Origin of the sequence: Streptomyces sp. MB09-01, from assembly GCF_033794505.1 — a bacterium.
Classification (GTDB): Bacteria; Actinomycetota; Actinomycetes; order Streptomycetales; family Streptomycetaceae; genus Streptomyces.
This window is the reverse complement of the sequence record NZ_JARAYQ010000236.1, coordinates 1-13,023: the sequence shown is the minus strand read 5'-3', so window position 1 is coordinate 13,023 and position 13,023 is coordinate 1. Positions and strand designations below refer to the sequence as shown.

14 protein-coding genes are annotated in these 13,023 nt (G+C 70.5%); 2 read left to right on the top strand and 12 right to left on the bottom strand.

Features of this window, described 5'->3' with window-relative positions; all coding sequences use genetic code 11:
• Positions 1 to 165: 165 nt before the first annotated feature.
• The 12 genes from PV721_RS34175 to PV721_RS34120 form a co-directional block, all read right to left on the bottom strand.
• Positions 166 to 780: a DUF6919 domain-containing protein gene (locus PV721_RS34175; RefSeq protein WP_319731251.1), complete on the bottom strand. Its 615-nt coding sequence runs from the start codon at positions 778 to 780 to the stop codon at positions 166 to 168.
• A gap of 18 nt (positions 781 to 798) precedes the next feature.
• On the bottom strand, positions 799 to 1,329 hold the full coding sequence (locus PV721_RS34170; protein ID WP_319731249.1) for a hypothetical protein: 531 nt from the start codon (positions 1,327 to 1,329) through the stop codon (positions 799 to 801).
• Between the two features lie 111 nt (positions 1,330 to 1,440).
• Positions 1,441 to 2,103 carry a hypothetical protein gene (locus tag PV721_RS34165; protein WP_319731247.1) on the bottom strand — a complete coding sequence of 221 codons (663 nt, stop codon included), beginning with the start codon at positions 2,101 to 2,103 and terminating at the stop codon, positions 1,441 to 1,443.
• A gap of 282 nt (positions 2,104 to 2,385) precedes the next feature.
• On the bottom strand, positions 2,386 to 2,613 hold the full coding sequence (locus PV721_RS34160; RefSeq protein WP_319731245.1) for a hypothetical protein: 228 nt from the start codon (positions 2,611 to 2,613) through the stop codon (positions 2,386 to 2,388).
• A gap of 122 nt (positions 2,614 to 2,735) precedes the next feature.
• Positions 2,736 to 3,335 carry a hypothetical protein gene (locus PV721_RS34155; protein ID WP_319731243.1) on the bottom strand — a complete coding sequence of 200 codons (600 nt, stop codon included), beginning with the start codon at positions 3,333 to 3,335 and terminating at the stop codon, positions 2,736 to 2,738.
• 105 nt (positions 3,336 to 3,440) lie between these two features.
• Complete coding sequence (locus PV721_RS34150) at positions 3,441 to 4,118, bottom strand: hypothetical protein (protein WP_319731242.1); 678 nt, start codon at positions 4,116 to 4,118, stop codon at positions 3,441 to 3,443.
• Positions 4,119 to 4,273: 155 nt separating this feature from the next.
• Entirely contained in the window at positions 4,274 to 5,179 is a 906-nt protein-coding gene (locus PV721_RS34145; protein ID WP_319731240.1) for a hypothetical protein, read from the bottom strand.
• A gap of 192 nt (positions 5,180 to 5,371) precedes the next feature.
• Positions 5,372 to 8,002, bottom strand: a complete 2,631-nt coding sequence (locus PV721_RS34140) for a DNA translocase FtsK (protein WP_319731237.1) — start codon at positions 8,000 to 8,002, stop codon at positions 5,372 to 5,374.
• A gap of 115 nt (positions 8,003 to 8,117) precedes the next feature.
• Positions 8,118 to 8,495 carry an RRQRL motif-containing zinc-binding protein gene (locus PV721_RS34135; protein ID WP_319731236.1) on the bottom strand — a complete coding sequence of 126 codons (378 nt, stop codon included), beginning with the start codon at positions 8,493 to 8,495 and terminating at the stop codon, positions 8,118 to 8,120.
• Complete coding sequence (locus PV721_RS34130) at positions 8,495 to 10,096, bottom strand: hypothetical protein (RefSeq protein ID WP_319731234.1); 1,602 nt, start codon at positions 10,094 to 10,096, stop codon at positions 8,495 to 8,497. The genes PV721_RS34135 and PV721_RS34130 overlap by 1 nt, the downstream gene beginning before the upstream one ends.
• Positions 10,093 to 10,491: a hypothetical protein gene (locus tag PV721_RS34125; protein ID WP_319731232.1), complete on the bottom strand. Its 399-nt coding sequence runs from the start codon at positions 10,489 to 10,491 to the stop codon at positions 10,093 to 10,095. Before PV721_RS34125 ends, PV721_RS34130 begins: the two co-directional genes overlap by 4 nt.
• A complete protein-coding gene (locus PV721_RS34120; protein ID WP_319731230.1) occupies positions 10,488 to 10,907 on the bottom strand; it encodes a hypothetical protein in 420 nt (139 codons plus the stop codon). The genes PV721_RS34125 and PV721_RS34120 overlap by 4 nt, the downstream gene beginning before the upstream one ends.
• A 266-nt stretch (positions 10,908 to 11,173) precedes the next feature.
• Here PV721_RS34120 and PV721_RS34115 point away from each other — a divergent pair, with 266 nt between their 5' ends.
• Both PV721_RS34115 and PV721_RS34110 read left to right on the top strand, forming a co-directional pair.
• Positions 11,174 to 11,917, top strand: coding sequence for a GntR family transcriptional regulator (locus tag PV721_RS34115; protein WP_319731228.1), 744 nt, complete (start codon positions 11,174 to 11,176; stop codon positions 11,915 to 11,917).
• 619 nt (positions 11,918 to 12,536) lie between these two features.
• Positions 12,537 to 13,023, top strand: a 487-nt coding sequence (locus tag PV721_RS34110) for a helix-turn-helix domain-containing protein (protein ID WP_319731226.1), incomplete at its 3' end; no start/stop codon positions are given.

Here is a 13,023-nt window from a genome sequence, read left to right as displayed (position 1 = left end):
AGCACCTCAGGTCTCGTCTTCCCTTCTGCGATACCATCATCGCACGCCGAGACTTCGTCGCGCTCCTCCTGGACGCATCCCTGCAATGGCCGGTCAACGGCAGCCGCTGACCGCCCCCCGCGGCCCCCGGCCCCAGCCCCGAGGGCCGGGCGCCGCGGGGGGCCGTCAGCGGCTGGCGGTGCTCGGCAGGTGCAGGGCTTCGTCCAGGACGGTCCAGAGGAAGTCGCTGGGTTCGAAGTCGGTGTCGGCGATGGTGAGCTGGGCGGCGCGGGCCAGGGTGTCGAAGGCAGTGTCGCCGACGAGGCGGCTGTGCCAGGAGTGCCGGAGCTCGGGGTGGGTGAGGGTGCGGCCGTACCGGGTGTAGTCCAGGCCGTTGACGCGGGAGACGACCATGCCGGGGTGGAACTCGTCGCCCTGGAACCGAACGAGCAGGTCGAGGCCGGCCTGCTCGGCGAAGTCGACGAGGCGGGTGAGGATCTCGGGGTCGGCGACGAATCCGGTGACGGCGGCGCGTTGCTCCCACAGGTTGCCGGCGTAGTCGGCGGCGTCGTGGCCGGGCTGGGAGTCGTCGGTGAGGAATCCGGCGCGGTTCGCGGCGGCCAGGCAGCCGATGAGGGGCAGGGTCTCTTCGTCGGGCCCGTAGTTCGGCATAACCCCGGGGCAGGAGCGGATGTCGCCTTCGAGCCAGCGGGCGGTCAGTTCGGCGAGGTCGGAGAAGGTGGTGGCGGCGCGCCCGAGGCGGCGGTCCGCGCTGCTCGGCCAGGGAAGTCGGATCTGCATGGCGGTCTCCTGTCGGGTTCAGAGCTGGGCGGCCAGGTCCTCGGCCCCGTAGGCCTCGACCTCGCGCTGCTCGATCAGCAGCTCGTAGGCGGTGAGAGTGTTGGGCTTCATGGGCTGCCGGCCCCAGACGTGCTTGAGGTACTTGAGGTGGAGCTCGCGGGCGGAGCGGTCACCGACCTGGTGGGCGTGGACGAGCTCGTGCACGAGGGTTTCGCGGACGTCGCGCTCGTGCCGCATGTTGGGGATCTGGAGGACGATCAGCACGCCGTCGCGGTCGATGGACGTCTGACCGAAGGCCCGGCGGGAGTGGCGGTCGGGGCGGCTGACGGCGTTGACCTGCGTGGGGTTGATGCCGGTCAGGAGCTGGGCTTCCGAGGTGTTCACCAGGTGGTCCATGCGGCTGGTGTCGCCGTTGAGGACCAGGTGGACGGCCGGCAGGGAGCCGAACTTGTCGCGGACGATCTTCTCGGCGTCGGGGGCGATGGTCTTGGCGTACCTGCTAAGGCGGCCGCCTCCGAAGAGGAAGTGCTGGGTCGAGATGCGCAGCATGACGGTCCCTTCTGGGGGGTGAGTTCGGAGGTCGGGTGGAAGGACCACCCGAACCCCTACAAGAAAACTATACCTATCATTCATCACTTCGTCTAGTGGGATTCCCTGCCGTCAGTCCCCGGCGCGCTCGGCGAGCTCGGCGGCCCGCTGCAGGAGGTCGAGGACGGCGCCGACGGTCGGGACCGCGATGTTGTTGTTCACGGCGATGTCGAACTGGCGGCTCAGGGCCAGCGGGTCGCGGCCCTCGCTGCGCCACTGCGCCTCCATGCGGGCCCGGTAGGCGGCCGTGGGCTGGGCGTACGCGGCCGGTTCGGTCATCGCGGAGCGGATGTAGATATGGGAGCGACCGGTGGTGTCGGCGTCGGCCGGGGCGGCCATGAGGGCGCCGAGGATGCAGTGCCTACCGGTGGCGTCGCGGAGTTCCCCGCGGCACCATCCGGCGGCGGCCAGCACGGCCGCGGCGCGGCGGATGTGCACGCTGGCCCGGGTGGCCGGGCGCTGGTGGCGGCGGGTGATCCGGTCGAGCAGGGAGGGGCGGGCGGCGGCCTGGGCGGCGGCGGTGGCCCGTTCGCTGCGCTCGACCTCGGCGAGGCCGGCGGCCACCAGGGCCGGGATATCGAACCCAGCCGCGGGCGCGGGCTGTTCGGCGGCCGGGGCGGGCGCGGCGGCTGGGGTGATCTTCCTGAGCCAGGCTTCGACCTCGTCGGCCAGGAGGCGCGTGCTCGCGTCGGGAGCCTGGGTGCCGAAGGTGGCGGGTGCTGCGGATGCGGACATGGCGAAGCCTTCCCTGCGGGACGGTGGGATTGGGAGCTCCGGGGGCGGCTGGCTGAGTGGTTGGCGACCTGGCGGCCGCCCCGGGAGGCGCGTGGGTCAGCGGGGGCGGTTCGAAGACTCCTTGTTGACCTTGGACAGCTTCTTCGACAGCGCCGCCTTCTGCTCGTCGGTCATGCGCGGGATGTTCATGGGGTGCTCCCTGGGTGTTCGGGGCGGGTGGGAGGCCCGGGGGCAGCCGGCTGAGTGGTTGGCGACCTGGCGGCCGGCCCCGGAGGCGGTGGATCAGACGGTGTACTTCCGCACGTTCTTGTAGACGTAGTCGCGCTTGCGGCCCATGGCGTCGGCGACGTCCTGCTGGGCGCCGTGGTAGCTCTTGCTGAGCTCGCCCATCCGCTGCCAGAACTCCGTCTCGGCGGCGAGTACGGCGTTGTCGCGTGCGGTCTGGGCGATCTGCACGGCGGCCTTGATGTCTTCGGCGGTGGTGGGCTCGGTGTCGGGGCGGGGGGTCATTTGGGCTCCTCGCGGTCGTGAGGGACGATGGGTCCGGCCCTCCTGCTCCGGTTGGAGCGGGTTGGGAGACCCGGGGACGGTGGGTTGAGTTTGGCGACCTGGCCGCCGTCCCCGGGGCGCCTCTACTGCAGATCCTTGCGGGCGTCGTCGGCCGGCTCGTCACCGGCCTGACCGTGTCCGAGCACCTGGTCGGCCTTGCGCAGGTGGAGGGCGGATGCGGACAGGCGCTGGGCCTGGTCCTCCTCCCCCTGCTCGGCGAAGGCCACGGCGAGCCTGCGCGTGAGCGCGCCGGTCGTCTCCAGCAGTCCGCTGGTGCGCAGGCTGTGCTCGATCTCCTCCGGGTCGGCGCCGGAGTCGATGGCGTCGCGGATCTGGCCGATCTCCTCCGCCAGGGCGTAGGTGCTGTCGCCGTCCCAGCGGTCCGGGTTGATCCAGTCGATGAGCTCGTGGGCGGCGGCGTCGATGACGTAGAGGGCGCCGATGAGGGCAAGAGCGGCGAGGACGGCTCCCGTGGCGCTGAGGTTCGCGAGCGGGCCGTCGTTGTTGACGGTGGCGTCGAATCCGAGGGTGAAGGTGGCCGCCACCATGACGATGCCGTCGTAGCGGATGACGGCGGACAGGGCCTTGACGCCGGCGCGCCGGGCGCGCGCGGCCCGGACCGGGCGGTTCTCCAGGGACTTCGGGCGGGCGGTCTCGGCAGGGTGAACCTGGACGTGTGTCACGGAGGGCTCCTTCGGGCTGGTGGTGCTGGGCGGTTGGGAGATCCCGGGGCGGCCGGCTGAGTTGGCGACCTGGCGGCCGCCCCGGGAGGAGGAGGTGCGGGGTGGTCAGGCCGGGTCGCGGTCACCGGAGAGGGCGGCGACGGTGCGCAGGTGCTCGCGCTGTGCGTCGATCCGCTGCTGGACCTCGCGGGCGAGCGGCCCGCCCCGGAAGGACTGGTAGTCGTAGAAGCTGCCGATGACCCATTCGCTCGGGTCGACCGAGGCGGCCTTGTACACGTCGGCGTGGGAGAGGTCGCTGTAGAAGTGGCCCTCGTGCACGGTGGCGATCTCCAGGCCCTTGCGGTCCCAGTTGATCGCCGCGTCGAGCGCCTTGTTCTGGGCGTTGACCAGCTGGGACACGGTGGCCCGCCAGTGCGTGTCGGGCGTGCTGTCCAGGGACGTGAACAGCTGGTCCATGGCAGCGCGGGCCCGGCTGCAGTTGTCCCACAGGAAAGCGGCGCCATCGGCGGCCTGCTTGAGGGCGGCGGTGTAGGCGGCCTCGCGCCAGAGGCGGGACGCCTCGTCGTACTCGGCGTCGATGAACGCGCGGGCCTCGGGCGTGAGACTCTCGTCCTTCCATGCTTCGAGCGGCCGCGCGGGCTCCTGCTCGGCGCCGGTGAAGGGCCGGAAGACAAAGGCGAGGCCGCCGAAGCGGTGGGGCGAGGCGCCGGTGAAGTGCGGGTGGTGGTAGGAGCGGGCCTCCGTGATGACCTTGTCGAGGTCTCCGGCGCTGGTCGTGGGCATGGTCTCTCCGTCGTGTCGGGCCGGATGGTCCAGCCGGGTACGTGCATGGAGGAACAGGGCTGTCTCGCCAACCCGGGGGCCTTGCGATGACTCAAGTATGCATCTTCAATAAATGCATTTCAAGAGAATGCATCCAGGGATTTGCGGGCTTCCACCTACGCGTCGGCGCTGGGAGCGCCGCCACCGGGGCGGGTGCCGCCCGCCGCGGGCGCTCCAGCGCCGACGGCCGCCTCCTCGCGGTGCGGCCGGGACTTCGGGCCCGCGGGGGTATGGCCGCCGGCGCGGGCGCGGGCCGCCTTGCGCTCGGCGGCGGCGAGGGCCGCCGCGGCCGGGCCCTCGCACTCGGTGCAAGGGATGTTCACGCCCGGCGCGACGATCCGCCCCTGGTCCTCGCAGACCAGGCACGCCGGCCCTTTGACGGGGGTGGCCATGCCGTACGCGGCGCGGTACTTGGCAAGGGAGGGGATCTTCGGCCCGGGGGCCTGCTTGCCCTTCTTCTCCGCCGGGGCGGGCGTCTCCTGAGGGATGCCGGCCTGCATGGCCCATGCGGTGCGGATGAGGGCCGCGACCGGGGAGTAGGCGACGTTGAGGGCCTTCTTCTTCACCTTGCGGACGCGGCGGCGTACTTGGCGGCGGACGCGTTTCTTCGCCTCGCGGACGAGGATCTTGGTGACGATCCGTGCGGCCTTGGGAACCTCTTCGACCAGGTCGATGGGCGGGGGCGGCTCCTCGCCGAACCCGGCCTCCAGGATCCAGTACATGTCCCAGTTCGGGGTGGTCCAGCGCATGTCGGCCCAGGCGGTGAAGTGGGCGGGGTCGATGAGGTGCTCGGACCACTCGTGCCGGGCCGGGCAGAGCACCTCGACTACGGGCTGCGCGCTGCGTTCGAGGACGAGGGTCAGGCCGGTGTCGGCGCCGCACATGGGGCAGGTGACGGGCAGGGCCTGCCACACGACGCGGATGGTGTGGTCGGGGTCGAGCTGGAGGTAGTTGAAGCGGCGCTCGGCGGTGATTCGGTAGTAGCCGGCGTCCGGGTCGTGGGTGCGGGACGGGTCGATCATTACGGACTCCTGGGGATCTTTCGGGCGGGGAACAGCCGGGAACGGGGAGGAACGTGCAGGTCAGGGGGCCGGAACACGGCGGGAACAGGTGCGGGGAGGGGAACACTGCCACCGGTCCTGTGTGGTGTTCCGTCCCTGTTCTCGGCCTGTTCCGGCGCGCTGACCTGCGTGTTCCTGAGGTGTTCCTTGCGCTCAGGAGGCGCTCGCGTCCTCGCCGGTGATCTTCTTGAGGTGGCGCAGGCAGTAGCCCTTGACCGTGCTCTTCTCGCCCGGGCGCCGGTAGCTGTCGGTCGTCCAGGACTTGCCGCTTGGGGCGAGCACCGCCTTGATCGCCGCCTTCAGCGCGACGGCGCGGGCGGTCTCCTGGTCCACGGTGTCTTCCCCGTCGAACGCCTCCAGGTCCCAGCGGTCGGCGTCGTGCTGGGCGAGGCCGGCCGCGATCTCCTCCAGCTGGAGGCCGCTCGGGTTCCCGGCTGCTCGGAAGACCTTGCGGATGGAGGTGATCAGCTGGGGGACGGCGTCCTGCTCCTGGCCCCCGGCGGCGTAGTTCCGGGCGCTGGTCTCCATCAGGCTCCGCAGTGAGATGCGGCTGAGCTTCGCGGACTCTGGGTCGATGTCGACCAGCCCGGCCTGGGCCCGGGCCCGGCCGCGGCGCAGCAGCTCGTCGGGGTCGGCGTAGCAGCCGCGGTACGGGATGGGCTCGCAGTAGGCGCTGCCGGCCATCACGTACACCACGGAGGCGTCGTTGATCTGGGCACCCATCGCGGGCACCAGCCGGTCGGCGCGCCACCCCTGGGCGAGCATGCCGTCGCCGAGGACCTGGATGACGTCGTCCTTGTCGCAGGCAGCCAGCACCTGGACGGGCAGTTCCACTACCCAGGTGTTGTCCTTGATCTTCTCCTTCGTGACGCCCTGTCCGGCGATGATCTCGGTGGCATCACTCTTGGCGCAGGTGATCGAAATCTCGGCGAGCATGCCGTCGAGGTCCCAGGAGACCTGCCGCTTGAGGTCCTCGTCGTAGTAGCCCTTGCGGCTCTCGCGGACCAGCGCGGGGAACTCGTCCACGACGACCTTGATGCCGGGCCGTTCCCGGGAGGTGACCCAGTTCTCGCCCATGCCGAGGCGGTCGAAGAGCCCGGGCCTGCCCTTGCCGATGTCCAGCACCCACTGGAGAGCCTCCCTCGCCTCCGCCGGGGTGGTGGCCACCACGTGCATGGCGTGCCGCAGACCGCCGAAGCCGCTGCCGGCGCCGCCCAGATCGATGCCGATGATGATCTGGTCCTCGGTCGCGGTGAGCACGTCCAGGATGGCCCGCAGAATCGTGGACTTCCCCGACCGGCTCTTGCCGACAACGTTCACATTGGTGCGGCACATCGGCAGGGCCAAGGGCCGCCCTGCCATGTCGCCGCCGATCTGCTCCTTGTGGAGGTCGGCAGTGGAAACGGACTTCGGTTCCCGGACCGGCAGTTCGGGAACGGCCTGCCAGGGATTGCTGCCCGGTACGCGGATCACACAGTAATTGCGCGATTCCGCGGACTGCTGGAGCAGCACACTGCCGGTGCGTACGCCGGGAAGGCATGCCTCCAGCGTGTCCAGCCCGTTGGAAATCTTCTCCGGGGTCATCCGCTCCAGCCAGACGTGGATCTCGAATCCCCACGCGTGGGGGTCGACCCGCAGCGCCGAGAGGGTCAGCTTGAGGTCCTCGGTGAGGGCCTGGCGCATCATCTGCTCGAACATGCGCGGCGTCATGCCCACGCTGACCTGCTGCGGGGCGCCGGCCTCGATCCGCTCCAGCCGCTCCAGCTCCTCCTCGCTGACCTCGACGTCGCGGCCCAGCATGGAGATACCGGCGAGATTGAGCACCAGGGCGCCGAGGAAGCCCCAGACGTCGGCGAAGCCGTAGGCGGCCGCGTCGGCCAGGACCAGCGGCCCGTAGGTGACCCCGGCGCGGAACGCCACGGCCCGCTTCGCGCTCTTGCGCGCGCTCTGTGCGACGGCCAGCTGCTTGCCGGCCTCCAGCTGGAGCTTGGCCGCCTCGGCCTGCTTCTGTTCGCGCTTCAGGAGCGCGAGCTGCGCGCGGCGGGCGCTGCGCTTGGCCGTCTCGACGGCGGCGAGCGCCAGGCGCTCGTCGGCCGCGGCCTTGTAACCCTCCATGCCGATGACCCAGGAGCGCATCCGCCGCTCCCCGCGCAGGGCCCGGGGCATGATCCCGTGGGTGGTGAGCTGGCGGGCGGCGGCCTTTCGTACGCGGCGGCGGGCCTGCCGGCGCAGGTAGGCGTAGCGGGCCTTGCGGCCCTCCTTGGTGCGCAGCTGCGGGTTGATCCAGGGGCGGTCGCCCTCCGGGTCCTCGCGCAGCTTCCACTCCTCAGGGGTGTAGACGGTGCCCTCGATCGGCCGGCTGTGCTCCGGCGCCGGCTCACCGTCCACGTCCTCGTCTTCGTCGTCCGGAAGATCCGTCGGCTGGGCCGGGATGGCGGGCGGCGCCTCGCGGTCCGTGTGCAGCAGCGCCGTGAAGTCGGTGCCGCCGTCGCCGTAGAGGGTCTCGAAGACGGGCTCCAGGTCCTCGACGAGCTTGATCTTCACCTCGCGGGCCTGGGACCCCTGCTCGGGGCCGACGACGCCGAGGACCTCCAGCGCGTCCATCATCCGGCCCGTCAGTTCCCAGCCGATGCGCAGCTTGCGCTGGAGCATGGACCGGGAGCCGAACTGGGTGGAGACGATCAGCTCGGCGGCCTCCCAGAGCACCTTGCGGTCCATGGCCTGGCCGACCTTGGCCCCCAGCTGCGGGTCGTCGACTTTCGGGTTGGTGTCGATCTCGGTCATGCTGTTCACGCCTCCTGTTCGGGGGTGAGCGCGGGGCGGGGAAGCCGGGCATCGCTTTGGTCGGTTGAGACCGGCGGTCCGCGCCCTGCGCTCGTTCGGGGGGAAGGTGTTCGGGTCAGGCGGCGTTCGCGCCGCCGGGGCAGTCGTTGCAGACCCCGTAGCGCTTGGGGATCTCGTAGTCCTTCTCGGTGTGGCACTCGGGGCAGACCCTGCGGGCTGCCACCGCCTTGCGGATCGCGGCCCATCGCGCCTCCGTCATCGGCCGCTTCGGCTTGGCCAGCTCGACCAAGTAGAGGGCGGCGAACCTCGGGTTGCCCTGGCGGGTCCACCCGAGCTGGCCGGCCACGGGCTGGCCGCCCGGGCGCAGCCCGCGGGCCCGCAGCTGTCGGTAGGTGGCCATGACCTCGGGGTCAGGGCCGAGCTTCCAGGGCCAGGTCGGTATGCCGAACTCCTCGCCCTCCGGGTCGTCGTAGCGGGGACTGGATCGCGGCATCACCGGCTCCGGGGACCGGTCGGGTTGCTGCGGGTCGACTTGGCCTTGGCGAGGCGGTCGTAGACCCAGGATTTGCCCGGCTCGATGGCCTTGTCTCCGTGGACTTCCGCGCGGCGCTGCTTCGTCTCCGCGGTGACCCCCTTGGCGGTGGGGATCCGGCCGTCGCGGATCTCGCTTCGGATCCACTCCTCGATCGCGGCATTCTCGGTCGCGTCGTAGTTCTTCGCGGTTTCCGCGGCAGCCCGCCGGGCGGCCGGCGAGAGCCTCCGCACGGAGGCCGTCACGGACTGCCGCTTCGAGCCCGCGGCCGCTGCCGCGCGTTTCCGCGCGGGCGCTTTCTCGGGTGTGCGCGTGGACGGGGGGACGGACGTGTTGACCTGCGAAGATCCATTCCACCGGAAAGCGTTCGCCGGGCCCTCTACGAGTCCGTCACGGGTTCCTGCAAAGACCCGTGTGGGGAGGGTTGCAGGCTCTTCCGCGACAGGCTTCACAAACTCTTCAGAGACGTTCTCGGCCGCCACTGCGGACACCCTCGCGGAAGCGGTGAGGCGCATGCGGCGCGCGTCCGCGAGCTCTTCCAGAACCTCCGCCAGACGGCCTTCCGCATCCACCCGCAGCCCGAGCATGTCGGCCGACAAGTGCCGCAGCAGTTCCTCCGGCAGGGAGTCCTCGCCGGTGCCCTCGTGTACAGCGAAGGCGGCGTGCCAGGCCTCGTCCTCGGAAAGCCGTTCGTGTCCGGCGATGGCGCGCAGCCTCTTCGCGGTCGCCCACACCGTCGGCAGCAGATCCTTGCGCTCCTCCCGGGTCTTCTTGACTTCCTTGCGCCGGACCCTGTCGGCCTTCATCTGCGCCCGGAACTTCTGGTGCCGGCCGAGCTGGACCAGCTGCCAGACGGCGATCGGGATGATCGAGGAAGCGGCGAGGACCGCGCCCAGGATGGTCCCGTACTTCTCGCCGCCGACCTGGTGGCCGTGGAGCCAGTTGATCCAGGCGGCCAGGCTCGCGAAGGCGTAGATCGCGATGCGGTACGGCCACGGCGAGCGGCCCTGCTTCATGGCCTTGGCCTCGCCGGCCGTGGCCGCCCAGGCGGAGCACTCCAGCATCACCGGCAGCAGGGTGACCAGCAGGTAGGCCGTCCACCCCATCTCGATGAGGATGCCCGTGCCGGTCAGCGAGGCGGCCTGGGAGATGAGGGCCGGCACGATGCTGCACGCCATGACCGCCAGCGCGGCGGCCAGGTCGAGGTGTTCGGCCAGCCACGCCGGGGCCGCGTTCAGCCGGGCGGCGAACCGCTCGCGAGCCTCCTTGCGGCGCCGCGCCTTCTCACGCCGCTTCTCCTTGTCGGCCGCCGCCTTCGCGGCCTGGTCGGACTTCTCCTTCGCGAGCTTGGCGGCGGCCTCGGCCTCCTTGGCCTTGCGGATGCGCTCGGCCTCGTGGTCCTTGGCCTCCTGCTCAGCGGCGCCGCGCGCCATCTCCTGCTCGAAGGCCTGCTGCTGCGCCCGGAGACCCAGTTCAGCGCGCAGCTCCTCGTCCCGGCGGTTCTCGGCGGCCTCGGCGGCGCGGTCCTCGCGGCGGCCGGTGCGGAGTTCGGTGATGCTCACGGGGTACCTCCGGCGGTCGGGGTGGCCGCGTGCGGGGCGTAGCGGTACAGGGCGGCGACGAGGGCGATCACCAGGCAGACGCCGATGCGCTCGGCGACGCCGGGAGTGAGGCCGAGGAGCCAGGCGCCGCCGGCCACGGCCAGGGGGAGCTGGATCGCGCCGAGTTCGGCGAGGAGCCGGGTCAGGCGGGCGCGGATCTCGACGATGGGCGTGTGGCCGCGGCTGTCGAGGTAGGCGAGTCCGGCGACCGGGAGCGCGAGCAGTACGCGCTGCCACCAGGTCGCCTCCAGGCCCAGGAGCCAGCCGGCGCCGAGGAGAACGAATGCGGTGATGGACCACGTCGTCACCAGGGCCTGGACCTTCAAGGGCAGGCCGCGCGGGGTGCTGGTGCTCATGCGACCTTCACCTCCCGCGCGGTGAAGGCGGCCGCCGGCACCGACTTGCCGTTCCGGACGGAGGACACGAGCGCGACGGTGAACGGGAAGGGGATGGAGCCGGAGCGGTTCGGGCGGGTGTCCGCGGGGACCGGGCCGAAGACGCGGCCGGTCTGCTTCGCCTCAGGCTCGCCCGTCAGCCGGCTGATCAGCTCGGCGACGCGGGCGGCGGTCTTCGGGTCGTGCTCGGCGATGCCGAGGATCACGTCAGCCTGGAACTCCAGGCGCGCCGCCTGCTGTTCGGCCGACTCGTCCAGCGGGGCCAGCCAGTCGACCGGCAGCACGCCGGTCATCAGCTGCAGCTGGCGCAGGATCTCGACCTGTTCCAGACCCTGTGGGTGGGTCGTGCGACTACTGGCTGCGAAGATGGTGTTCACGGGTCGTTCTCCTCAGACGTGGACGGCCTGTGCGACGGCTCCCGGGGCGCAATCCCGGGGGCCGTTTTTGGCATGGGGGTGCCTATGCCGCTCCGCCTCGGCCCTCCCAGACCTCGCTAGCGACGTGACAAGGAAAACGCGATCTCGCTAGTGATGTCAAGACTTCGCTAGCGATGTATGCTCGTGTCGAAAGGGGCGCCGCCGCTGATCTCGTGGCGGCGCGTCGTAGGATCGCTAGCGAGGTGGAGAGGGGATGACTTGCGAAAATGACCGAGCAGCCGAAGTACCGTGAAATCGCTGACGCTCTGCGGGAGGCGATTGACAACGGCGAGTATGGGCCGGGCGACCGGCTGCCTGGCGAGAATCCCCTTGCCGCCCAGTACGGCGTTGCCGCGATGACAGCACGTCAGGCCCTGCGGGAACTCAAAGCCGAAGGCATTGTGGAGGCCCGCAAGGGCGCCGGTTTCTTCGTCGTGGAGCCGTTCACCCCGATCCGCCGGCGCGGTGCCGCCCGACTCTCCAGGCAGCACTGGGGTGCTGGCAAGTCACTCTTCGCTGCGGACGACAGCCGCGCGCTGACGACCGACAGCCAGGTCCTCGGCGCGGTGACACCATCCGCAGAGGTCGCCGAAGTTCTTGCCCTCCCTGAAGGGGAGCAGGCCTTCGCCCGCAGTCGGCGCCATATCGTCGACGGCCGACCAGTCCTGATGTCCACCTCGTACCTCAGCAACGCATTCGTCGCCGGTACGCCGATCACCCAGACCGACACCGGTCCTGGCGGGATCTACGCCCGGCTCGCCGACCTAGGGGCCGGACCCTCCCGCTTCCGGGAGGAAGTGGTGATCCGGATGCCGTCGGCGGACGAGCGTGCCTGCTTGGGCATCGCAGCCGACACTCCGGTGATCAAGATCTCGCGAACCGCGTTCACCGAGGACGGCCGCGCCGTCGAGGTGAACGAGATGACCTTGGACTCACGCGCCTACGTCCTTGAGTACGACTTCGAGGCCTAAGCCTCCGCCGCCCAGAACTGCTGACGATGATCCGGGAAGGAGGGCCTCCCGATGAACCTGAGCAACCCCTCGTAGTGAAGAAAAGACCAACGGCCGCCCCTGGTAGGACAGGAACGGCCGTTGAAGCGACTCCCCAGCCGGCAAGCATCCGGAGTCGTGGTCAGCGCGGTGACCGCGCTGGGTGCCTGGACCATCAGGCCCGTCGGTCACCTACCCAACAGCATAGACAACGACTCCCGGGCAAGCCCAGACAGGCTTGCCCAGTGGCCTGAGTCACACGGTTGATCAGCTGATCCACGGCTCCCTTAATCAAGGGACCGTATGTGTCACACCTGAACAATGCCGCCGCGGCGGCTGTACCCCGCCCATCCCACCGATCCCCCGGCCTGTCCGCGCCCGTTCCCGCGCACCCTGGCTTGCCCAGTGCCGGCCTGCCCACGTGGCGCGAGAATGGGCAAGCCCGTCACCTGGGCCTTCCGGGCAGCGGGCAAGCCTTCGGGCAAGCCCCCATGTGGAGAGTTCACGGCACAACATCCACTAGGAGGTGTGCCGTGCACGAACCCGTGCACCTCGGATCCGCAGGGATCCGCCCCGCCGTCCTCGCCCAGGGAGGAGCGGCATGGTGAGCCACGACGTCATCCCCCGGGTGGTCAGCGAGGCCGCCATCGACTGGATCAAGTTCGACGCGCTGCTCGCGCGGGATGGCAGCGTCGAGCCTGTTGACAAGGCGCTGTACGCGGCCATCGCCTCTTTCGCCGACCAGGGAACTCGGGAGACCGACGACGCCCTGGACGTCGATGACATCCCCACTCGTAAGGTCCTCGCGCGATGCATCGGGCGGTCGGTGGACACCGTCGACCGGGCGACGAAGCGGCTGGAGGACAAGGGGCTGCTGGACGTCGAGCGGCGTCCTGACCCCAACAACCCCAGGGTCAACATCCCCAGCATCTACCGGCTGCTCGACCACGAGCGGTGGGACGAGCGTGCTGCCGTCCGGGCCGAGAAGAGGCAGGCCGAGCGGGATGCCCGTTCGGCTGCCCGCAAGGCTAAGGAACAGGCCAGGGAGGGCGAGGGGGGTGGCCGCAGGGGTGCGGCTACCCCTGGGG